This is a genomic window from Streptomyces sp. NBC_01410 (assembly GCF_045040195.1).
GTDB lineage: Bacteria > Actinomycetota > Actinomycetes > Streptomycetales > Streptomycetaceae > Streptomyces.
Genome location: NZ_CP109530.1, coordinates 7520518 through 7541223, shown reverse-complemented (window position 1 = coordinate 7541223; position 20706 = coordinate 7520518). Strand labels below are relative to the sequence as shown.

General features: G+C 70.8%; 21 protein-coding genes. 9 read left to right on the top strand and 12 right to left on the bottom strand.

All coding sequences use genetic code 11. The features are described from left to right. Positions 1-69 precede the first annotated feature (69 nt). From OG741_RS34490 to OG741_RS34475, 4 genes are all read left to right on the top strand, one after another. Positions 70-1998, top strand: a complete 1929-nt coding sequence (locus OG741_RS34490) for a glycoside hydrolase (RefSeq protein ID WP_405604228.1) — start codon at positions 70-72, stop codon at positions 1996-1998. A 168-nt stretch (positions 1999-2166) separates the two neighbouring features. Next, positions 2167-2844, top strand: a complete 678-nt coding sequence (locus tag OG741_RS34485; RefSeq protein WP_324976122.1) for a response regulator transcription factor — start codon at positions 2167-2169, stop codon at positions 2842-2844. A 25-nt stretch (positions 2845-2869) separates the two neighbouring features. Continuing rightward, positions 2870-4192, top strand: coding sequence for a sensor histidine kinase (locus OG741_RS34480; RefSeq protein ID WP_405604226.1), 1323 nt, complete (start codon positions 2870-2872; stop codon positions 4190-4192). A gap of 76 nt (positions 4193-4268) precedes the next feature. Next, the gene (locus tag OG741_RS34475) at positions 4269-5621 is read left to right on the top strand and encodes a hypothetical protein (protein WP_405604224.1); all 1353 of its coding nucleotides are present in this window, start codon (positions 4269-4271) and stop codon (positions 5619-5621) included. A 21-nt stretch (positions 5622-5642) separates the two neighbouring features. Here the strand turns inward: OG741_RS34475 and OG741_RS34470 are convergent, their stop codons facing one another. Next, complete coding sequence (locus OG741_RS34470; protein WP_405604222.1) at positions 5643-6089, bottom strand: nitroreductase family deazaflavin-dependent oxidoreductase; 447 nt, start codon at positions 6087-6089, stop codon at positions 5643-5645. Positions 6090-6155: 66 nt separating this feature from the next. Further along, positions 6156-6722, bottom strand: a complete 567-nt coding sequence (locus tag OG741_RS34465) for a dihydrofolate reductase family protein (RefSeq protein ID WP_405604220.1) — start codon at positions 6720-6722, stop codon at positions 6156-6158. Positions 6723-6869: 147 nt separating this feature from the next. Here OG741_RS34465 and OG741_RS34460 point away from each other — a divergent pair, with 147 nt between their 5' ends. Then, entirely contained in the window at positions 6870-7229 is a 360-nt protein-coding gene (locus OG741_RS34460; protein ID WP_405604218.1) for a DUF779 domain-containing protein, read from the top strand. 19 nt (positions 7230-7248) lie between these two features. On the opposite strand, the gene OG741_RS34455 is transcribed toward OG741_RS34460, so the two are convergent. From OG741_RS34455 to OG741_RS34415, 9 genes are all read right to left on the bottom strand, one after another. Beyond that, positions 7249-7443, bottom strand: a complete 195-nt coding sequence (locus OG741_RS34455; protein ID WP_142212453.1) for a hypothetical protein — start codon at positions 7441-7443, stop codon at positions 7249-7251. A gap of 119 nt (positions 7444-7562) precedes the next feature. Continuing rightward, complete coding sequence (locus OG741_RS34450; protein ID WP_405605932.1) at positions 7563-8429, bottom strand: phosphatidylinositol-specific phospholipase C/glycerophosphodiester phosphodiesterase family protein; 867 nt, start codon at positions 8427-8429, stop codon at positions 7563-7565. A gap of 214 nt (positions 8430-8643) precedes the next feature. Next, a complete protein-coding gene (locus OG741_RS34445; protein ID WP_405604216.1) occupies positions 8644-9723 on the bottom strand; it encodes an acyl-CoA dehydrogenase family protein in 1080 nt (359 codons plus the stop codon). Beyond that, entirely contained in the window at positions 9720-10901 is a 1182-nt protein-coding gene (locus OG741_RS34440) for an acyl-CoA dehydrogenase family protein (protein WP_405604214.1), read from the bottom strand. Before OG741_RS34440 ends, OG741_RS34445 begins: the two co-directional genes overlap by 4 nt. Then, positions 10898-11866 (bottom strand): NADPH:quinone oxidoreductase family protein, encoded by a 969-nt coding sequence (locus tag OG741_RS34435; protein ID WP_405604212.1) that lies wholly within the window; start codon positions 11864-11866, stop codon positions 10898-10900. Before OG741_RS34435 ends, OG741_RS34440 begins: the two co-directional genes overlap by 4 nt. A 78-nt stretch (positions 11867-11944) precedes the next feature. Continuing rightward, complete coding sequence (locus tag OG741_RS34430) at positions 11945-12532, bottom strand: helix-turn-helix domain-containing protein (RefSeq protein WP_405604210.1); 588 nt, start codon at positions 12530-12532, stop codon at positions 11945-11947. A gap of 99 nt (positions 12533-12631) precedes the next feature. Continuing rightward, positions 12632-13378, bottom strand: a complete 747-nt coding sequence (locus OG741_RS34425; RefSeq protein ID WP_405604208.1) for a PIG-L deacetylase family protein — start codon at positions 13376-13378, stop codon at positions 12632-12634. Between the two features lie 28 nt (positions 13379-13406). After that, positions 13407-14705: an alpha/beta fold hydrolase gene (locus OG741_RS34420; protein ID WP_405604206.1), complete on the bottom strand. Its 1299-nt coding sequence runs from the start codon at positions 14703-14705 to the stop codon at positions 13407-13409. A gap of 73 nt (positions 14706-14778) precedes the next feature. Further along, positions 14779-16239 (bottom strand): cellulase family glycosylhydrolase, encoded by a 1461-nt coding sequence (locus OG741_RS34415; protein WP_405604204.1) that lies wholly within the window; start codon positions 16237-16239, stop codon positions 14779-14781. 157 nt (positions 16240-16396) lie between these two features. Between OG741_RS34415 and OG741_RS34410 the strand changes: the two genes are divergently transcribed. Beyond that, positions 16397-17530, top strand: coding sequence for a hypothetical protein (locus OG741_RS34410; RefSeq protein WP_405605930.1), 1134 nt, complete (start codon positions 16397-16399; stop codon positions 17528-17530). A 19-nt stretch (positions 17531-17549) separates the two neighbouring features. Here OG741_RS34410 and OG741_RS34405 read toward each other — a convergent pair whose 3' ends face one another. Further along, complete coding sequence (locus tag OG741_RS34405; protein WP_405605928.1) at positions 17550-18506, bottom strand: ABC transporter substrate-binding protein; 957 nt, start codon at positions 18504-18506, stop codon at positions 17550-17552. 210 nt (positions 18507-18716) lie between these two features. Here OG741_RS34405 and OG741_RS34400 point away from each other — a divergent pair, with 210 nt between their 5' ends. The 3 genes from OG741_RS34400 (at position 18717) to OG741_RS34390 (ending at position 20665) form a co-directional block, all read left to right on the top strand. Then, positions 18717-19016 carry a hypothetical protein gene (locus OG741_RS34400; RefSeq protein WP_266484248.1) on the top strand — a complete coding sequence of 100 codons (300 nt, stop codon included), beginning with the start codon at positions 18717-18719 and terminating at the stop codon, positions 19014-19016. Between the two features lie 89 nt (positions 19017-19105). Beyond that, a complete protein-coding gene (locus tag OG741_RS34395; protein WP_266484246.1) occupies positions 19106-19564 on the top strand; it encodes a CBS domain-containing protein in 459 nt (152 codons plus the stop codon). A 249-nt stretch (positions 19565-19813) separates the two neighbouring features. Further along, on the top strand, positions 19814-20665 hold the full coding sequence (locus OG741_RS34390) for an SAM-dependent methyltransferase (protein WP_405604201.1): 852 nt from the start codon (positions 19814-19816) through the stop codon (positions 20663-20665). Positions 20666-20706 lie beyond the last annotated feature (41 nt).

Here is a 20706-nt window from a genome sequence, read left to right as displayed (position 1 = left end):
CCGTTCACCAAGAAAACAAAGCATCGTCGGCAGGGCTCGCGACGAGTCCGGGCCGTGACCGCGGCCGTCGTGTCCGCAACACTCCTCGCCGGCGCCGCCTCCCTCATGCCGCACGGCTCGGCAGCGCCACCCGACAACCGTGCCCGGCTGGACCGCGGCACGGTCGTGGTACCGGTCGAGGGCGGCCAGGCGCGCGTGGATCCGGCCTCGCTCGGGGTCACCGCCCGTGCGGCCGACGGGACTTCGCTGGTCCTCTCCGCCGAAGCCGCGCAAGATCTCGGCCCGGTCGGAGACGTTTCCCTGCGGGACTCGGCGGCGACCTGGCACTACCCGAAACGGGGCCTGACTGTTACGGCTCGTGAGCGCGCCGGCCGGCTGGTGGTCGAGATGCGCAGTTCACGCGACTCGGAGCTGACCTGGCCGGTCAGCGGGGTGGACCCCCAGGCGTCGGCCGTACAGGTGCCGCGCGGCGAGGGACTGTCGATCCCGGCGGCGGACGCGTGGTGGAACTCGGACCGGGCGAAGCTGGCGGGCGGCGGGGGAATCGCGCTCACCGACGGGCTGACCATGCCGTTCTGGGGCTGGACGATGGGGCGCCACGGCGTCAGCTATGTGGTACCGACCGATATCGGGACCACGCTCGAGTTCGCCTCGCGGGCCGGGCGCCTGCGCACCGCCACCACCCACGCCTTCAGCGAGAAGGAGGAGACCCGCCGCTACACGGTCGCCTTCGCCCTGACCGACGCGTCGCCGGTCGCGGCGGCGAAGGACTACCGGCGGTGGCTGGTCGAGCATGGGCAACTCGGCAGCCTGGAGCGCAAGATCGAGGAGAACCCGCAGGCGGGCAGGCTCATCGGCGCCTTCCATGCGTACCTGTGGGGCGACGGGCGGAGCAAGGAGTCCGTCGAGCGGATGCGAGCACTGGGCCTGGACCGGATGTGGCTGGGCTACGACGCCGACGCCCGGCCCATGACGCGGGAGGCCGTGAATGCGGCCAGGAAGGCCGGGTACCTGGTCGGTCCCTACGACTCGTGGTCCAACGCCCAGGATCCGGCGACGGCTGACGCCCCGTCCTCCACGTGGCCCGCGCCGGTCTGGCCGGACGCGTGTGTGCGCGGAGCGGACGGCAAGGTGAGGACCGGCTTCGGCGGCCGGGGCTGCTACGTCAGCTCACAGGCCCTGGCGCAGGCCGAGCCCACGCACCACTATCTGGCCGACCGGACGAGGTCGATGACCGCCAACGGCGCGAACAGCTACTTCCTCGATGTCGACGCGGCGGGCGAGCTCTTCCGCGACCACTCCCCCGCGCACCCGGCCACACAGTCGCGCGACCGGGCCAATCGGCTGGCTCGTATGGAGATGCTGTCGCGCGAGCGGAAACTGGTGCTGGGCTCGGAGTCGGCGGGCAGTTGGGCGGGCGGCGTCCTGGCCTACAGCCACGGGTCGAGCACGCCCGTGTCGGACCACCTGTGGGCACTGGAGCGCGACCGCGAGACCTGGGGCGGCTACGCCCCCCAGAACGCACCGGATCTCTTCTTCAGGCCCGCGAAGCTCACCTCCGACGCCGCCCGCGCGATGTACGACCCGCGCTACAGGGTGCCGTTGTACGAGACCGTGCTCCATGACTCCGTGGTGAGCGTGGAGCGGTGGGAGCTGGGGTACTACAAGCTGCCCGAGCAGCAGACCGTCCGCGCGCTGCTGGCGATGCTCTACAACACGCCGCTCAACTTCGCGCTGGACGGCGCGAGCCTGAAGAAGCACGGCCCCGAGATCGCAAAGCTCCAGCGTTTCTTCGCTCATCTCCAGAAGGCGGCGGGTACCAAGGCGATGACCGGCTTCACCCGGCTCACCGCCGACCACCGGGTGCAGCGCACCACCTTCGGCGACGCGGCGCTGACCGTGACCGCCAACTTCGGATCCTCGCCGTACCGGGGGCTGCCGGGCGGCTGCGTACGAGCCGAGGTGCCGGGCGGCCCGGACCGCACCCTCTGTCCGTAACGTCCGAAGCGGTGTCGTCCTACGACGCCCGGCAGTGCCGCCGTGGCCACAGCCGCGGCGGCACGCCCGCGTCGCAGCTTCTCGCGGTGGCGCCGCTGCTGCCCGCTCCCGGGCCGACACTCGTGCGTGTTCAGCCCCGCTTCAGGTGCCGGGGGCCACAATCGGGGCATGCGGGTGCTGGTCGTCGAGGACGAGGAGCGCTTCGCCGAAGGGCTGCGCATCGGTCTGGAGGCGGAGGGCTTCGCCGTCGATGTCGCCTTCGACGGTACGGACGGCCTGTGGCGGGCCCGCGAGAACCCCTATGACGCCATCGTCCTCGACATCATGCTGCCGGGACTCAACGGCTACCGCGTCTGCGCGGCCCTGCGCGCCGAGGGCAACTGGACGCCGATCCTGATGCTCACCGCCAAGGAGGGCGAGTGGGACGAGGTCGAGGGGCTGGACACCGGTGCCGACGACTATCTGACCAAGCCCTTCTCGTATGCCGTGCTCCTGGCCCGGCTGCGGGCACTGCTGCGCCGTGACCCGCGCGAGCGGCCCGCCGCGCTCACGGCCGGTGATCTGCGGCTCGATCCCGCGGCCAAGGAGGTCTCGCGCGGCGGGGAGCGGGTCCAACTGACCGCCCGGGAGCTGGCGTTGCTGGAGTTCCTGCTGCGCAGGCGCGGGGAGACCGTGTCCAAGCGGGAGATCCTCGCGCACGTCTGGGACGACGACTTCGACGGCGATCCCAACATTGTCGAGGTCTACGTCCGTCATCTGCGCAATAAGCTCGACCGGCCTTTCGGGCGGGCCGCGATCGAGACCGTGCGTGGCTGCGGCTACCGGCTGGCCTCCGATGGCGGTTAGGCACGGGGTCAGGTTCCGGTCGACGGTGGCGGCCGTCGTGGTCGTCGCGGTGGGGCTGGTCGCGGGAGCGGTGGCGCTGGTCGCGCTGCTCAGGGCCGAGCTGACGGACGACGTACGCCAGGCGGCGCGTGCCCGTGCCGAGCAGGTGGCCGCCGTCATCGAGTCGGGGCGCGGGGTGCCGTCGCTGGCGGTGGCCGATCGCGACGAGCAGTTCATCCAGGTCCTGGACGCCGACGGCGATGTGGTGGCCGCCAGCGCGAATGTCGATGAGCTGCCCGCGCTGGCCCGCCCGGGCGGGGACGGCGAGAGCCGCATCACGACCCCGCTGGACGAGGACGAGTTCCTGGTGGTGGCAACGGTCGCCGACGCGCCCGACGGGCAGAAGACGGTGCTGGTCGGGCGGGCGCTGATCGCGGTTGCTGAGGCGACGCAGATCGTCACCAGGCTGCTGCTCGTGGGGTTGCCGCTGCTGCTTCTGCTGGTCGGGGCGGCCACCTGGATGGCGGTCGGGCGTGCGCTGGCCCCGGTCGCCGCCATCCGCGCGGAGGTGGAGGCGATCTCCTCCGCCCAGCTGCACCGCCGGGTGCCGCTGCCCCGCGGACAGGACGAGATCGCGGGGCTCGCCGCCACCATGAACCGCATGCTGGACCGCCTGGAGCGGGCCCAGAAGGCGCAGCGGCGCTTCATCTCCGACGCCTCGCACGAGCTGCGCTCCCCCGTGGCGTCCATCCGCCAGCATGCCGAGGTCGCGCTCGCCCATCCCGGCCGGGCGACGCAGGAAGGGCTGGCGGCGACCGTGCTGGCGGAGAATCTGCGCATCCAGCATCTGGTCGACGATCTGCTGCTGCTGGCCCGGGCCGACGAGCACGCGCTGCGCCCGGATCGCCGGCCGGTCGACGTCGACGACCTCGTGCTGGACGAGGCGCGGCGGCTGCGGACGGCGGCGGCGGAGCTGGGAATCAGCACGGCCGGGGTGTCGCCGGCACGGCTCGCGGCGGATCCGCAGGGCCTGCGGCGCGTGCTGCGCAACCTGGGCGACAACGCGGCACGGCACGCCCGGCACCGGGTGGCCTTCGACCTCACGGAGGAGGACGGGCGGATCGTGCTGGGGGTCGAGGACGACGGGCCCGGGGTGCCCGCGGCCGAGCGTGAGCGGATCTTCGAGCGGTTCGTACGGCTCGACGACGCGCGCTCGCGTTCCGTGGAGGACGGCGGCGGCAGCGGGCTTGGGCTTGCGATCGTCGCGGAGCTGGTCGCGGCGCACGGCGGTGCGGTGACGGTGTCCGGGGGCGCGCTGGGCGGTGCCCGTTTCGAGGTGTCGCTCCCGGCTCGCGAGGACCTTGTCTGAAGGCTGGTTCAGTTTGGTTCAGCGTCCCTTCAGCGCCCTGCTGCCACGGTCTGCGTACGAGACGAGGAGGCGCGTCATGAACAGCGGGAAACTCGCGGGAGCGGTGGCGGTGGTGCTGGGCGCGACGCTCGCGACCGGCGGCTGCGGCAGCGGTTCGGGGAACGCCCAGGCGCGTTCGGACTGCGTGCAGATCATCGACGAGGCCACCGGAGAGAAGACCGGAAAGTGCCTGCCGCTGGCACCCGCGAAGGACCGGGTGGACCGGGTCAAGCCGGTCTTCTCCCATTCGACGACCATCAACAATCCACTGCATCCCAGCTCACAGGTCCAGCAGGTGATCTACGGAGGCCAGGTCGGCGGCAAGCCGTTCCGGACCGAGTTCAGCCTGCTGCCCGGCACCACGTCCATCGCCATCAACGGCGAGCAGGTGAAGGTGCGCACCCTGCAGTACATGGCTCTGTCCGACGGGCGGATCGAGGAGGTCGCGCTCGACTGGTTCGCGCAGGCCGACGACGGTTCCGTCTGGTATCTCGGCGAGGATGTCTTCAACTATCAGAACGGCGTGGTGGCCGACACCGACGGCACCTGGAAGGCCGGGAAGACCGGACCGGCGGCGATGATCATGCCCGCTCACCCGAAGGCCGGGGACGTGTACCGGCCGGAGAATGTGCCGGGCGTCGTCTTCGAGGAGGTCAGCGTCAAGGCCGTGGGCCAGACGATCGACGGCCCGTACGGGCCCGTCAAGGGTGCGATGACGGTTCGCGAGCTGCACATGGACGGCAGCCGCGAGGACAAGGTCTTCGCCCCCGGATACGGGGAGTTCTCGACCGGGAGCCCGGACGGCGACCTCGAAGCGGTGTCCCTCGCCGTGCCCACCGACGCGAAGCCCGGACCCGTGCCTGCCGCCCTGAGCGCCCTGTCGGACTCCGTCCGCGCGGCACAGAGCGGTACGGCGGACCCGGTGGAAGTGCGGAAGGTGCGGACCGCATGGGACGCCTACCGGACCGGGGACAGGGTGCCCCCGCTGCTCGCCCAACAGATGAACCGCGATGTCGACACGCTCACCGCGGCGGTCAAGTCCGGCGATACGAAGCAGGTGCACAGCGCGGCGCTCAGGGTCGCGCAGAACGACCTCGATCTGCATCTGCGCTATGAACCGCTCGTAGCCGTCGAGGCGGCCCGGATGTCCTTGTGGGCACGGCAGTTGGCGACCGATGCCGCCGCCGGCGACCCGGGTGCGGTCGCCGGGGACGTCACCGGTCTCGAACTCACCTGGGCACGAGCCCGCCACCACACCGTGGCCGGGAAAGCGGCGCAGATCGACGGCCTGTTGCGCGAACTGCGGGACGCGGCCGACCACAAGGACACTGCCGCAGCGGCGAAGTCGGCGCCCGGGCTGCAGGCCGCACTCGCGAACGCTCAGCCCTGACCCACACCCTCACCCCACCCGTCAGTGCTCCTTGTCCACCGGCTCGAGGACGAACACCGGGATCACGCGCTCCGTCTTCCTCTGGTAGGCGGCGTAGTCGGGGTAGGCCGCGACCGCGCGCTCCCACCACAGCGCCTTCTCCTCACCCGTCACCTCACGCGCCGTCATGTCCTGGCGCACCGGTCCGTCCTGGAGCTCGACCCGCGGGTCGGCCACGACGTTGTAGTACCAGACCGGGTTCTTGGCCGCGCCGCCCAGCGATGCCACCGCGGCGTACGTGCCCTCGTGCTCCACCCGCATCAACGGGGATTTACGGATCTTGCCGCTCCTGGCGCCGCGTGTGGTCAGGACGATGACGGGCAGGCCCCGCAGCGTGATCCCCTTCGTGCCGCCGGAGCTTTCGTACAGGTCGACCTGGTCGCGTACCCACTTCTGGGTGCTCGGCTCGTACTCGCCCTCAAGAGGCATGGCATCCGTCCCGTCGTCGAAGAGTCGAAGACTTGCTTCTCGCTTCAACACCCGGGATCCGGGCATTCATCCCGCCGGACGCTCGTAGCGGAGCAGCACGGTCCGTGCATCGAAGGACCGCGATTCGACGAACTGGAGGTTGAGCCGGTCCTTGCCCTGGAGGAACAGCGGCTTGCCGCCGCCGAGGACCACCGGGTGCACGACGATGTGGTACTCGTCGATCAGACCGAGGTCCGTGAGGGCGGCCGGCAGCGTCGAACCGCCCATCAGCAGCAGGTCCTTGCCCGGGCTCAGCTTCAGGGTGGTGACCTCTTCGGCGAGATCCCCGCCGATCACTCGGACGTTGCCTTCGGGCTGTTCCAGCGTCCGGGAGAAGACGATTTTCGGAGTCCGGCGCCAGACGGGCGCGAAGGCGAGGTCGTGCGGGTCGTCTGAGATCGACTCGGCGTGGGGCCAGTAGCCCGCCATCATCTCCCAGACCACGCGCCCGTAGAGGAAGGTGTCGGCGCGTTCCTGCAGGCTGTCGCTGTACGCGGCGAGTTCCGGTCCGAGCAGCGTCCAGTCGAAGGCCCCGCCGGGCCCGTCGATGTGTCCGTCGAGCGACGAGTGGACGTAGTAAATGATCTTCCTCATGGCCGTTCCTCCTGCTTCCGTGGCGCACCCCTCTCGCGCGCTCATCCGTATGTCGAACGGGACCTCGCCCGATCGACACCCCAGGGAAAGATCTTCCGGGAAGGCGCTGCAACGGCGTTGCAACCTCGCCGGTGCTCTGCTGGCGGGATGAGTGATGCCCCGCGCGTGGAGCTGACCCCCGCAGCCGCCGATCTGCTGAGGCGGCTGCGCACCGCCCACGGTCCGCTGATGTTCCACCAGTCCGGCGGCTGCTGCGACGGCAGCGCGCCGATGTGCTACCTGGACGGAGAGTTCCGTACGGGCGAGTCCGACGTCCTGCTGGAGGATCTCCGGGTGGAGGGCGTCGAGGAGCCGGTCTCGTTCTGGATCTCCAAGAGCCAGTACGCGGTGTGGAGCCACACCCGGCTCGTCGTCGATGTCGTCGAGGGCCGGGGCAGCGGCTTCTCGCTGGAGGCGCCGGAGGGCGTGCGATTCCTCATCCGCTCGCATGTGGTGGACGGCGGCTGACGACGCCGCCCGGGCGACGTCACGGCCTGAGGCTGCCGACCACGTTGGCCGTGGCCGCGATGCCCTCCTGGATGGTCGGCGCCATGCTGGTGCTCGCGAGGTAGAACCCGAGCAGGGCGCAGACAACCGCGTGGGACATCTTCAGTCCGCCGTTGCGCAGAAAGATCACTGCGAGAACGAGCAGAAGCAGCACGATCGAGATCGAAATGGCCATCGCCAACCTCCTGCGCCGCGCGGGGATCGCGGCGTACGGCGGTCAGTCTGGCGCAGTGAGGGGCCCGTACGGCCGACTGGCGTGTCCGCCGTACGGGTGTTGTCTGCGGGTCAGTTCGATTACTCGCCGCGGGCGCGCAGGAAGCTCTCCAGGCCCGCCAGGTCGTCCGTGTTGATGTGGTCGACCCGGGCGGCGAGCAGCTCGCTCCACATAGCGTCGCGGGCGGCCCCCGCCACGTCGGGGGTGGCCCAGAAGCGCACCCGCTGACCGTGACCGTGGGCCTCGGCGACGATCGCGTGCAGCTTCTGCCGCTCGGCGGCCGGGAACGGGCCCGTACCCAGCCAGGTGAAGCTCTGCGTCCAGTTGCTGGAGATCAGCGGGACGAAGGAGGCGGGGGCGGCGGTGCCGAGGTCGTCGAGGCGGCCGTCGTAGAAGGCGTACCGCTGCCGCTGGGCCTCCATGGGCACGCGGGCCGCGCGGTCGCCGGAGATGACGGGGGTGACGGCGCCGAGGTGGACCCGGCCGTGGGAGTAGCTGCTCAGCATCCGCCGGTAGTGCCGCAGCTGGCGGTCGAGTTCGAGGTAGGCGTTGACGCCGTCCGTCTTGATGTCGATCAGGAGTTGTACGGGTCGCCGGTAACCGCGGTACACCGAGCCGTGGTTGGTCTTCACGCGGGCGAGAAGCGGGTCGAGGTAGAGCGAGCGCAGGGTGCGGGCCGGGTCGAGGTCCGCCGGCTCATGGGCGACGAGCAGCTCGCCGTCCACGAGGAAGATGTCCGCCTCCACGCTGGTGAAGCCGTGCGACAGGGCGTCGTGCAGGGGCCGTTGGTGCAGATAGTCGTTGTGGGCGTGGGCCCGGCGCAGCGGCCTCGGGCGGGTCTGTCCGCCGTGCTGCTGCGCGGCCTGCGCATAGGCGGGCGCGGCGACGGTGGCGGCCAGTGCGGCGGCGATGGTGGTGACGGCTCTGCGACGGGTGGTCAGCACGATGGTGCCTCCGGGCTCTACGGGTCGGGAGGGACATCGGCGAGTATCCGTCGCGGGCGGCCCAATGGGCAGGGCAGCGCGAAGAGTTCGGCCATCCGTCACCGGGTCGTCAGCGGTGACGGGCCGTCAGTGCGGGTGGCATACGACGGCCGCCGCGCTGATGGTTCAGCGCGGCGGCCGGGGGTGGGTCGGGGTCGGGGTCGGGGTCGGGGTCGGGCTACGGAGCCCGGAGGTCGACCAGTTCGGCCAGTTTCTCCTTGTGGCGGCCCGGCGTGCCGAGCGCGATCTCGTCGGACTTGGCGCGCTTGAGGTACAGATGCGCCGGGTGCTCCCAGGTCATGCCGATGCCCGCGTGCAACTGCACGCACTCCTCGGCGGCGTGGACGGCGACCCGCGAGCCGTACGCCTGGGCGACGGCGACCGCGAGGGCGGCCTCCGGGCTGTCGGTGGCCAGCGCGTCGGCGGCGTTGCGGGCCGCCGCGCGGGCCGAGACGACTTCGAGCCACAGCTGCGCCATACGGTGCTTGAGCGCCTGGAACGAGCCGATGGGGCGGTTGAACTGGTGGCGTTCGCGGGTGTGGCGGACGGTCTCCTCGAGGCACCACTCCGCGAGACCCAGCTGCTCGGAGGCGAGCAGCCCGGCCCCGGCGAGCAGCCCGCGCCGTACGGCCCGCTCGCCGGTCGCCGCATCGGCGAGACGTGTGCCGCCCGCCGTGTCGCCGATCGTGACGGTGCAGAGCGGGCGGGTGAGATCGAGCGGGGTCAGCGCCTCGACCGTGACGCTCGCCGTCTCGACCGCGTACAGCCCGTCGGACCTCGGAACGACCAGCAGATCGGCGACGGCTGCGTCCGCGACCCCCGTGATCGTGGAGGCACCGGCGGGGAGCGGACCGTGCGGCGCGGCGGACAGCGGTACGGCGAGCACGGCGGTCTTCCTGCCTGCCGCCAACTCGCCGATGAGCTGCGCCACTTCGGCAGAATCCACGTCGAGCCCCAGCAGCGTCTCGGTCGCGATGACCGAGCTCGTGAGATACGGCGCGGGGGCGACGGCGCGGCCCAGCTCCTCCAGGACGACGGCCGCCTCGCGGTGGCTCGCGCCCTGGCCGCCGAGCTTCTCGGGCACGAGCAGCCCGGCCGCGCCCATGTCCCCGGCGAGCGCCTTCCACAGTCCGGGGTCGTACGGCGCACCGGCTTCGGCGCGCGCAAGGACGGACGGAGTGTCATTGCGGTCGGTGAGCAGGGAGCGTACGGCGGCGCGCAGGTCGTCCTCGGCCTCGGAGTACAGCAGGTCAGTCATCGCGCGAGATCCTTCCAGGCGACGTCCTTGTCGTTGCGCGGCTCGGAAGGCAGTCCGAGTACCCGTTCCGCGACGATGTTCAGCAGCACTTCGCTGGTGCCGCCCTCGATGGAGTTGCCCTTGGAGCGCAGATAGCGGTAGCCCGCGTCACGCCCGGTGAAGTCGACGAGTTCGGGGCGGCGCATGGTCCAGTCGTCGTACAACAGGCCTTCCTCACCGCGGAGTTCGACCTCCAGGCCGCTGATCTCCTGGTTGAGGCGGGCGAAGGCGAGCTTCATTCCGCTGCCCTCGGGTCCGGGCTGTCCCGCGGCGAGCTGCTGGCGCAGCCGTTCGCCGGCCAGCCGGGCCACCTCGGCGTCCACCCACAGGGTCAGCAGCCGCTGGTGCAGATCGTGCGTGCGCAGTTCGGGACGTTCGCGCCAGGTCTGCGCGATGGGGCCGATCATGCCGCCCTCGCGCGGGATGCGGCTGCCGCCGATGGAGACGCGCTCATTCATGAGGGTGGTCTGGGCGACCTTCCAGCCCTCGCCGATCTCGCCGAGGCGGTGCGCGTCGGGGATGCGCACATCGGTCAGGAAGACCTCGTTGAACTCCGCCTCGCCGGTGATCTGGCGCAGCGGGCGCACCTCGACACCGGGGTCGCTCATGTCGCAGATGAAGTAGGTGATGCCGCGGTGCTTGGGAAGGTCGGGGTCGGTGCGGGCGATGAGGATCGCCCAGCGGGCCACATGAGCGCTGGAGGTCCACACCTTCTGCCCGTTGACGATCCAGTCGTCGCCGTCCCGGACGGCGCGGGTGCCGAGCGCGGCGAGGTCGGAGCCCGCGCCGGGCTCGCTGAAGAGCTGGCACCACACTTCCTCGCCGACCCACAGCGGCCGCAGAAAACGCTGCTTCAGCTCGTCGGAGCCGTACTTGAGGATGGTCGGCGCGGCCATGCCGAGGCCGATGCCGATCCGGCGCGGGTCGTTGTCGGGTGCGCCCGCGGCGGTCAGTTCGGCGTCCACGACGGCCTGGAGTGTGCGGGGCGCACCGAGGCCGCCGAGCCCCTTCGGGTAGTGCACCCAGGCGAGGCCCGCGTCGAAGCGCGCCTTCAGAAAGTCCGTACGGTCCGTGCTCGCCGGCGAATGCGCGGCCAGCAACTCCTTGGTACGGGCGAGCAGTTCGGCGGCGTCCGTCATCGGGCATCTCCTTCCGGGATGACGACCAATCGGCCGGTGGTCGTGCCGTCGGCGACGCGCTGGACGGCGTCCGCCGCATCCTTCATGGCGACGCGTGCGCTGATCAGTGGCTTGATCACGCCCTGCACGGCGAGCTTGGTGAGCTCGTCGTGACAGGCGCGGATCGCGACGGGATCCATCTGGTTGTACAGGCCCCAGTGCAGGCCGACGATCGAGTAGTTCTTCACCAAGGCGTGGTTGAGGGCCGGGCTCGGGATCGTGCCGCTCGCGAAGCCGACGATCACGATCCGGCCCTCGAAGGCGACGCACTTGGCCGACTTGGCGTAGGCGTCGCCGCCGACAGGGTCGTAGACGACGTTCGCGCCTCGGCCGCCGGTGGCCTCCTTGACCGCGGCGACGATGTCGTCCTCGCGGCGGTCGATGACGACGTCGCAGCCGAGCTCCCGCGCGATGCGGGCCTTGTCCGCGCCGCCGACGACTCCGATGACGCGGGCGCCGGCCGCCTTGCCGAGCTGGACGGCCGCGCTGCCGACGCCGCCGGCCGCCGCATGGACGAGCAGTGTCTCGCCCGCCCGGAGCTGCGCGCGGCGGTGCAGTCCGAACCAGCCGGTCTGGTAGCCGATGTGCAGGGCGGCCGCCTCGGCGTCGTCGAGCGCGTCGGGGGCGGGCAGCACGGCCGCGGCGTCGGCGACGACATAGTCGGCGAATCCGCCGTTGGGCAGTGCGGGGTTGGCGATCAGGCGGCGGCCGTCCTCACTCTCGCCGCAGATCTCCACGCCCGGTGTGAAGGGCAGCGGGGGCCGCACCTGGTACTGGCCGCGGCAGAGCAGGGCGTCGGGGAAGTTGATGTTCGCCGCGCGGACCTTCAGCAGCAGCTGCCCCTCACCGGGCGTCGGCCGGTCCACCTCTTCGAGCCGCATCACCTCGCTCGGCTCGCCGTTCCGGTGTACTCGCCATGCCTGCATCTCGGGGCCTCCACAAACCGTCGGCAGTACCATGCTCGTCGCATACTAAGCGGTCGCTTGCCGCTCCGGAAGACCCCGTCAACCGCGCTTGGGCCTCGCCCGCACATGCATCCGCTCGCCCTGCGGACCGAACAGACTCAGGAACTCCACGGGCGCGTCCCCCGCCGGGCCGAAGCCGTGCGGCACACGGGTGTCGAACTCCGCCGCCTCCCCCGCGGTCAGCACCACGTCGTGGTCACCGAGCGCCAGCCGGAGCCGGCCGGACAGTACATACAGCCATTCGTACCCCTCGTGCGTCCGAGGCTCGGGCACCGGGGCACCCGCCTCCTGGACCACCTTGTACGCCTGGAGACCACCCGGCTGCCGGGTCAGCGGCAGCATCGTGCGGCCGTGCCGGACGATGGGCTTGGCCCGCACCCGCGGATCGCCGACCGGCGGCGCGCCGACCAGCTCGTCGAGCGGAACCTGGTGCGCCCGGGCGATGGGCAGCAGCAGCTCGAGACTGGGCCTGCGGCGCCCGGACTCCAGCCGGGACAGGGTGCTCACGGAGATCCCGGTCACCTCGGAAAGCGCCCCGAGCGTGGCCCCTCGCTCCCGCCTGATCCTGCGGAGCCGGGGGCCCACCTCGCTGAGTACGGCATCGAGCTGTGTGTCGTCGTCGTCCATGCCGTCCATTGCAGAAACGGCAAGCGCGTTTGTCAATCGGGCGAGGCCGGGCCGATCGTGCACGCCTCTGTCGGTCAGAGCCGGAAGCGGCCGCCGGTGTCAGCGGCCGAACAGCTCGAAGGTCACGGCGGGCCTGCCGCCGAAGAGTGCCGCCGCCTGCTGGGCGTACCCGGTCAGAAAGGCCCTGCAGTACTCCTCGGGATCCTGGTCCGTCAGCACCTCGATATAGGTGCGGTGCTCCAGCAGGGAGAGGACGGAGCGCTCAAGACCCGGCGTCGCGTCGACGGCGTGGGTGGGCGTCGTGGTGCCCGCGACCGCCACCCAGCGCACCCCGTTCCAGGGCTGAAGACCCTGTTCGGCGATGAGTTCGGGGAAGATCCAGCGGTTTCCGGCGTCCGCGGCGGCGTCCAGCGTGGCCCGGCCGACCGCGCGGTGGTCGGGGGTGTTCCAGGCGGTGCCGCCCCAGGTGTCCCGGTGGTTGAGGGTGATCACCAGCTCCGGCCGGTGGCGGCGGATGGCGGCCGCGATGTCCCGGCGCAGCTGGGTCCCGTACTCGATGACACCGTCCCTGTGGTCCAGGAACTCCACGGAGGTGACCCCGACGACGGCCGCGCTCGCCCGCTGCTCCTGCTCGCGCAGCGGGGCGCACGTGGCCGGATCCATCGTGTCGATGCCCGCCTCGCCACGGGAGGCGAGCAGGTACGAGACCTCACGTCCGCCGTCGGTCCAGCCGGCGACGGCCGCGGCGCAGCCGTACTCGAGGTCGTCCGGGTGCGCGACGACGGCCAGCGCGCGCTGCCAGTCGTCGGGCATGGGTTCCAGCTGCTCGGGCGCAGGCTCGTTCATGCGGGCAGGATACGACGCTGACCGGGCGTCATACCTCTCCGCGGGCCAGCGAGAGCAGCCGGTCGAGCACCCGCTGCCCGCTCGCCCGCACCCCGTCGTGCTCGTACTCGTCGGTGACCCAGGTGCGCAGTCCGCGGATGGTACGGGCGGTGCGCAGCGAGTGCTCGGTATCGACGTACATGTCGTCGTGATAGACGGCGGCGGCGACGGGCACCCGGTTGGCGGCGAGCCGTGCCGGGTCGTACAGCGGGGTCCAGTCGGTGCGGGCGGCCAGCAGTCCGGCGCTCTCGCGCAGCGGTCGCAGGGCAGGGTCCACCTCGAAGTGCCAGGGGTGGACGCTCTCCCCGGTGAACAGCAGCGGGGCGTCCCCGTCCAGGGCGGTCGCGACGTCGAACTGCGGGAATTCTGCCCTGACCCGCTCGGCGGCCCAGGCGGTCGGCCCCGCGCCCTGGGCGTAGATCGCCTCGTGCAGCACGGCGTACAGCGGATGTCCCGCGTACGAGAGGGTCCCGAGCACGGCTTCCTGGAACGCGTCGGACAGTTCGTACCCCGCGCCCGTACGGACGAAGGCGTCCTCCAGCAGATAGTGCAGCTGGTGGCTGCCGTCCCCGCCGCCGAGCAGAATGCCCAGCGACTGGAAGGCCTCGGGGGTGAGCAGATAGCCGCCGGGCAGCTCGGTCTTGTGCTCGGCGAGGTACTCGGCGATCCGTCGCGCCCGGCGCACGTCCTGCGGATAGCGGGCGTAGTGCGCCTCGACCTTGCGCTGGATGCGGGGATACGCGGCGCGGTAGACGTCATCGGCACCGGCGTCCAGGGCGGGCAGACCGCCCGTGACGAGTACGGTCCGCAGCCCTTCCGGAGCGGTGGAGAGATAGTGCGTGGCACAGAATCCGCCGAAGCTCTGGCCGAGCACGGTCCACGGCGCGCCGCCGGTGAGCAGCGGCCGGATGGTCTCGCAGTCGCGCACGATGCTGTCGGCCCGGAAGAGGGCGAGGTGGTCGGCCTGGGCCCGGGGCCCGCCGCGCAGGGGCAGGGTCTGCCGGTTCAAGGGGGAGGACCGGCCGGTGCCGCGCTGGTCCAGGAGGAGGACCCGGTACTCCTGCACCGCCCACCCGAGCCATGCCTGCTTGCCGACGAAGCGGCGGGCTCCGAAGCCGGGGCCGCCCTCCAGATAGACCAGCCAGGGCAGATCCGCACCGGACCGTCCGCTCGCGACGACCTCGCGGCCGAACAGGTCGAGCTGCTCGCCCGCCGGGTCGGCATGGTCGAGCGGAACGGTGAAGTGCCGGTCGGTCAGGACGATTCCCGGCTGGCGATAGCTGGTCACTGGTGCTCCTGTTCTGTGTCCCTGCCCGCCCATGGGACCACATGAGCGGGCAGGGAGACACGGGGAGTCCTGGTCAGCCCGTCGGGAAGTCGTCCGGGGTCCTGGCGCGGTCACGGACCCAGACGCCGGCGGGCTTGAGCGGCCCGGTGCCGGTCCAGGGACCGTTGTTGTCGCAGGTGCCGCCCTTGAAGACGGCGCCGGAGCGTTCGTCGTCGGAGTAGTTCCAGTTGGACCAGCTGATCTTCTTGCTCGCCATCAGGTCGATGTACTGCTGGGACCTGGTGAAGTTGTTCCCGCCGTCGCCGGATGCGGTCTGGGTGCCGAACTCGGTGACGAACATGGGGAGTTTGTCGGCGGCACGGGAGAGGGTGCTCAGGTACTCGGTGCCGTGCGATGCCGCGTAGAAGTGGAAGGTGTACATGATGTTGGACGCCTTGACCGGGTTGTTCACGATTTCGGTCTCGTCCGAGTCCTCGGAGACACCGAGGGAGGACCAGGCGCGGGTGCCGACGAGGACCGGGGTGTCCGGGTCGTGCTGCCGGATCACCGGGATGAGCTGCTCGGCATAGCTCTTGATCTTCGACCAGCTCACGCCGCTGGGCTCGTTGGCGATCTCGTACAGCAGGTTGTTCTTGCCGACGTGGCGCTGAGCGATCTCAGTGAAGAAGGTCTTGGCGCGGGAGAGGTTGTGGTTCGGGTCGCCGGGGCTGAGCATGTGCCAGTCGACGATGGCGTACATACCGCGCGCGGTGGCTTGTTCGATGATCGAGTGGACCAGGTCGGTGAACTTGCGCGGATTGGTCTCGTAGCCGCCCTCCTGGATGTACATGGAGATGCGCAGGACGTCGGCGTTCCAGTCGGTGGCCAGGGCGTCGAGCGAGCCGGAGGTCACGCACTGGCTGTACCACTGCAGGCCGTGGGTGCTCATGCCGCGCAGCTGGATGGGCTTGCCGTACTGGTTGCAGAGCTTGGTGCCGCAGACCTTGAGCTGTCCGTTGATCTCGACGGGCGTCCTGCCGCCGGGGGCGGGGCCGCCCGCGTCCGTGGTGAGGCTGTCCACGTTGGGACCGCCGTTGGCGGTGGTGGCAGTGGCCCGGACGGTGTTCGCACCCGCCTTGAGAGTGACGTTGACAGTGGTCGTCGACCAGGAGGTCCAGGCGCCGGTGCCGGGGAAGGCGCGGGCCGCGGCGGCGACGGCGCCGTTGACGGTGATGTCCATCGGACGGCTGGTCGTGGTGCCGTTGGCGAAGCGGATGGTCAGCGAGGCGGCGCCGGCCTGGGCGGCGTCGACCGTCCACTCGACATAACTGCCGGAGAGGTTGTTGTAGTTGACGAATCCGCTGCCGGTGAATCCGGCGTGGTTGGACTCCACGGCGCCCTGCGAGACGACCGCGTTCTCGGCTTCGTGGATGACGGCGGCGGCCGGTGGTTCGGCGGCGGGGGCCGACGGCGCGCCGGTGAGGCCGAGGAGCAGAGCGGTGACGGCTGTGCCGACGCCGCCGAGCGAGCGTAACCAGAACTGTGCCCGTCTCATGGGGGTCTCCATTGCCTGTCCAGAGAACTGAAAGGAAACTTTCCTAACCGATGGAATAGCAGCGCCGACCCCTCCCTGCAAGGGTCATGACAAGAATGCCGACGGCGGGCCGCACGACGCCGGGCGCCGTCGGCCGCAGCTGCCGTCGGCTACGGTGCTGCGTGTGGTGATCAACGAAGGGGACACGGCAGAACCGGGAACAGCGCTGCTCATCGCGGCCGCCCCGGTCGGCAAGGGCCGTCTCGTGGACGCGAGTTCCGTACTGCCCACGCTCGCCGCCGTCCCGCCCAGCGCGCTCACCGGAACCCCGGCGGCGACGGTCGTCGAGCTCGCCGATCCCCTCGATCCGCAGACCGTCCTCACCCGGATCCGGGCGGCGGCGACCGCGGCGGGACCGCTGTTCCTCTACATCGCGGGCCAGCTCCAACTGGACCGCAAACAGCGGCTGCTGCATCTCGCCCTCGCCCGGACCACGCCGACGACCATGCGCTACACGGCGCTTCCGTGGCACTGGCTGGCCGCCGAGATGGCGATCCGGCGGCCCGGCACCACCACCGTCGTCGTCGACCTCGTCGCCGACGCCGATGCCTGGCAGCACCTCGCTTCGCACGGCCTCGGTCTCGGACCGGGCATCCGTCTCTACGGGCGCGTCTGCCCGGCTCCCCGGCGCAGCCGGGAAGCAGCAACTCCCGCCTATCTGAAGGCGTGCGCGGCGATCTGGCGCAGCGGGGCACGGCCGGACCCGGCCACCCTGCACGAGCAGGCCGCGGCCCGAGCGGGTGATGAGGAGGCCCTGCTGCTGGCGATCGGCACTCCCCCGCCCGTACAGGCAACAGGGCCGGCCGGTGCTCCGGAGCCTCGCGAGGATCCGCACCCGGCGATTCTCGCCGCCGCCGGGGCCGGGCGGCACACAGAGGCCGCCGCCGCTGCCGCCGCCTGGGAGCAGCGGGAGCTGCGCACCCACGGCCCCGGTTCGGTGCAGGCGATCCACTGGCTGGAAGTCCGGGCCGATCTCGCGCGGCTCGCTCAGGATCCGGCCCTCAGCTGCGAGTTGTGGATGGCTGCGGCGGAGGCACGGCTGACACGCCGGCAGGCCACCGACGACCCCGATGTCGAGGGTGCGGTCGACCGCGCTCATCACCAGTGGGAACAGATCCGGGACCTGCCCCGGGCGCGGGCGCTCGCGCCCGCGCTGGTCCGGCTGCGCCGCAGTGTTCCGGGCCGTCAGCGCGGGGCGCTGCAGGTGCTGCAACGGCGCCTGGAGAGCCTGCACACCGGTCCGGTGGCCTAGGTCCCTCGGGCGCCCGCGTTCAGCCACCGGACTCGGGGAGCAGCTTTTTCGACTCCAGATACTTCCTGGCCACGTCCCTCGGCGGCCGACCCTGGCTGTCCACCTGCTCGTTGAGCCGGGCCAGATCGGCCGTTGTCAGTACGGTGTTGAGCCTGGCCAGTGCGCGCGTGACCCCTTCGCCGCCCGCTCTGGCCCGGTTGACGACGGGCACGATGTAGTCGGCGTTCTGCAGGTGTTTGTCGTCAGCGAGCGGGACGAGACCGAAGTCGTCGAGCGTCGCGTCGGTGGTCGTGGTGAGCAGCATCTGGTCCCGGCCGCTCTGGACGGCCTGTCTGGCAGGGGTGGTGCCGACGCCCAGGGGGTCGACCGCCGTGATGTCGATTCCGTACGTCTTCTTCAGTCCGGGTGCGCAGTCAGGACGTTGGACGCACTCCTCGTCCGCCGCGAGCCGTACGGGCAGCTTGGTCTTCCCCAGGTCGCTGAGCGTTGTGAGCCCGAGCTCCCGGGCGAAGGAGGCACTGACGGCGAAGGCGTACTGGTCGGCGGCCTTGCCCGCGTCGAGGACGGTCAGACCGCGCGGTGTCGCCAGCTTCCGCAGGGCCGCCATCGTCCTTGCGAGATCGGGCGAACCGGCCGTGCCCGCGTCGGGACCGTTGACCTTGGCGTTCAGCCAGTCGGCGAAGGCGGCGGCGTACTCGGGCACCACATCGATCCGGCCGCTCTCCAGCGCCGGCTCGTAGATCTCCCGGCTGGGGACGGACTGGATCCGGGTGCGGTATCCGGCCTCGCCGAGGAGCAGCGCGTACATCTGGGCGAGCAGCTCGCTCTCGGTGAAGCCCGCGGAACCGATCGTCAGGTGCCTGGTGGCGCCGGGCGAGGTGACAGCGCCCAGGTTCGCGGGGGACGGCCCGGTCGAACAGGCGACGACGGTCACCAGCACGGCGGACGCGAGAGCGTGCCGCGCCCTCGTCCAGATCTGCCTCGCCCTGGTCACCCGTCCATTGCAGCCCGGACGCGGGGCGGGCGCGCGTTGTCCGATGTGCAGAGGCCCGCCGGTACCCGACCGGCGGGCCGTACACGCTGGGTCGCGGCCGCTCGTCGTGCGGTGTGCGGCGTGCCGGAGCACCCTGGTCCTGGAGAGCTGCCTGCCCCCCGGCCGGCAGCCGGCCAGGAAGGGTTGGCAGCCATGTTCGTGAGGCTCAGCACGTACCAGGGTTCACCGGTCCCGGCGCAGGGGGACCTGACCGCGAACTGGGAAGCGGTTCTCAAAGATGTGCGGGAGGCCCCCGGCTTCCGGGGCGTGTACTACCTCGTCGACCGGGCCTCCGGTAAAGCCAAATCGCTGACCTTGTGGGACGACGAGAAGACCATGTACGCCAGCGAGGACCAGGCGAACCGGCTCCGCGACCAGGTCGCCCAGCGGGAGGGCCAACGGGTTGTCTCGGTCGAACGCTTCGAGGTGGGATTCAGCCATCTGGAGCCTTGACAGCCCGGCGCATCCAGGGAGCGGTGTTGCGCCATTCGTGTTGTGATCGATGGCAGAGGACACAACGCTCTCGAGGACGGGAGGAAATCATGGCTGAGAAGCTGCGAGCCCGGGACATCATGTCCGGCGGCGTGCAGTGCGTCGGGGCGCACCAGTCGCTCTTCGACGCGGCGAAGATGATGCGCGACCTGAACGTCGGTTGCCTGCCCATCTGCGGCGACAACAACAAGCTCACAGGCTTGATCACCGACCGTGACATCGTCGTCAGGTGCTGCGCCGAAGGCGTCGACCCGGCGACCGTGCAGGCCGGATCCCTCAATGCCAAGGTGCACTGGATCGACGCCGAGGCGGAGGCGACCGAAGTCCTGACGACCATGGAGGAGCACCAGATCAGGCGGCTCCCGGTGATCGACGTCAAGGGCGGTCACCGTCTGGTCGGAATGATCACGGAAGCCAACCTCGCGAAGAACCTGAGCGACGAGCAGATCGCCGAGTTCGCGACCCGTGTCTACGCGGCGGCCCCGATGTCGGGTCAGTCCCAGGGCTGACCGGACAAACCCGGGCCGAGTCGTCTCGTCGGGCTTTCACGAGCGGCCTGATGGCCCCGTCCCGTGCCCCGGGGCGGGGTCTTCGCCGCGCCCCGCAGGGCGGGAATACCCGAGTTGTACGATCCGGACGCCAATCTCCCTTGTCAGCGGGCGAGTTGACCCTCGCGAACCGGCCATGACAAACACTGGCAGAGGGTAGTCTCGCCACGGCGGAGCGGGGCTCCGCGGACGGAGAGGCGGAGAACACGCATGGCCGATGACAGGCAGTCCGGCACGACCTCGATACCCTTCGACGTGCCCACCTCGGCACGAGCCTATGGGTGGATGCTGGGAGGCAAGGACAACTACGACGTCGACCGGGCCTTTCTCCTCTCCACGCTGCCGTCCTTCCCCGAGTGCGTGGACATCGCGCGGCAGAACCGCCAGTTCCTCTTCCGGGCCGTGCGCTACCTGACGCAGGAGGCGGGCATCCGCCAGATCCTCGACATGGGGTGCGGCCTGCCGACCGACAACAATGTCCACCAGGTCGCCCGGCGCTTCGCACCGGACGCCCGCGTCGTCTATGTCGACATCGACCCCATCGTGCTGGCACACGGCCGGGCGCTGCTCGCCGACGACGACTCCACCACCGTCATCACGGCCGACATGCGGGACCAGCAGTCGGTACTCGACCACCCCGAGGTCCGGCGGCTGATCGACTTCCGCGAGCCGGTTGCGGTGCTGTTCCTGTCCGTGGGCCACCACCTCACCGACGCCGACGATCCGCGCCGGGTACTGCGGACCGTCATCGACGAGGCGGCACCGGGCAGCTATCTGGGTCTGTCCCAGGTCGTCTCCGACGATCCGGCCAGGGGCGCCCAGATGACCGAGCACATCTCGGAAAGCGGCATCCCGTGGCAGACCCGCACCCCTGCCGAACTCGACGTCTTCCTGGACGGGCTGGACCCGGTGGAGCCGGGACTGGTCAACCTCGCCGACTGGCGCCCGGACCCCGACCAGCCGGCCCTCGCCCCGGTGCACGAGGCGCTTGCCCCGTACCTGGGCGCCACCGAGAAGAACAAGGGCATCTACGAGTACGGCGGGCTGCTCCGCAAGTCGTAGCGGGCCGCCGCACCGGCAACTCCCGCTTCAGCGGATACGTG

Coding starts and splice junctions, on each gene's coding strand:
- OG741_RS34400 (WP_266484248.1), top strand. CDS start 18,717: ATGTTCGTGAGGCTCAGCACGTACCAGGGTTCACCGGTCCCGGCGCAG.
- OG741_RS34415 (WP_405604204.1), bottom strand. CDS start 16,239: ATGAGACGGGCACAGTTCTGGTTACGCTCGCTCGGCGGCGTCGGCACA.
- OG741_RS34425 (WP_405604208.1), bottom strand. CDS start 13,378: ATGAACGAGCCTGCGCCCGAGCAGCTGGAACCCATGCCCGACGACTGG.
- OG741_RS34435 (WP_405604212.1), bottom strand. CDS start 11,866: ATGCAGGCATGGCGAGTACACCGGAACGGCGAGCCGAGCGAGGTGATG.
- OG741_RS34470 (WP_405604222.1), bottom strand. CDS start 6,089: ATGCCTCTTGAGGGCGAGTACGAGCCGAGCACCCAGAAGTGGGTACGC.
- OG741_RS34395 (WP_266484246.1), top strand. CDS start 19,106: ATGGCTGAGAAGCTGCGAGCCCGGGACATCATGTCCGGCGGCGTGCAG.
- OG741_RS34430 (WP_405604210.1), bottom strand. CDS start 12,532: ATGGACGACGACGACACACAGCTCGATGCCGTACTCAGCGAGGTGGGC.
- OG741_RS34475 (WP_405604224.1), top strand. CDS start 4,269: ATGAACAGCGGGAAACTCGCGGGAGCGGTGGCGGTGGTGCTGGGCGCG.
- OG741_RS34460 (WP_405604218.1), top strand. CDS start 6,870: ATGAGTGATGCCCCGCGCGTGGAGCTGACCCCCGCAGCCGCCGATCTG.
- OG741_RS34465 (WP_405604220.1), bottom strand. CDS start 6,722: ATGAGGAAGATCATTTACTACGTCCACTCGTCGCTCGACGGACACATC.
- OG741_RS34485 (WP_324976122.1), top strand. CDS start 2,167: ATGCGGGTGCTGGTCGTCGAGGACGAGGAGCGCTTCGCCGAAGGGCTG.
- OG741_RS34445 (WP_405604216.1), bottom strand. CDS start 9,723: ATGACTGACCTGCTGTACTCCGAGGCCGAGGACGACCTGCGCGCCGCC.
- OG741_RS34455 (WP_142212453.1), bottom strand. CDS start 7,443: ATGGCCATTTCGATCTCGATCGTGCTGCTTCTGCTCGTTCTCGCAGTG.
- OG741_RS34390 (WP_405604201.1), top strand. CDS start 19,814: ATGGCCGATGACAGGCAGTCCGGCACGACCTCGATACCCTTCGACGTG.
- OG741_RS34440 (WP_405604214.1), bottom strand. CDS start 10,901: ATGACGGACGCCGCCGAACTGCTCGCCCGTACCAAGGAGTTGCTGGCC.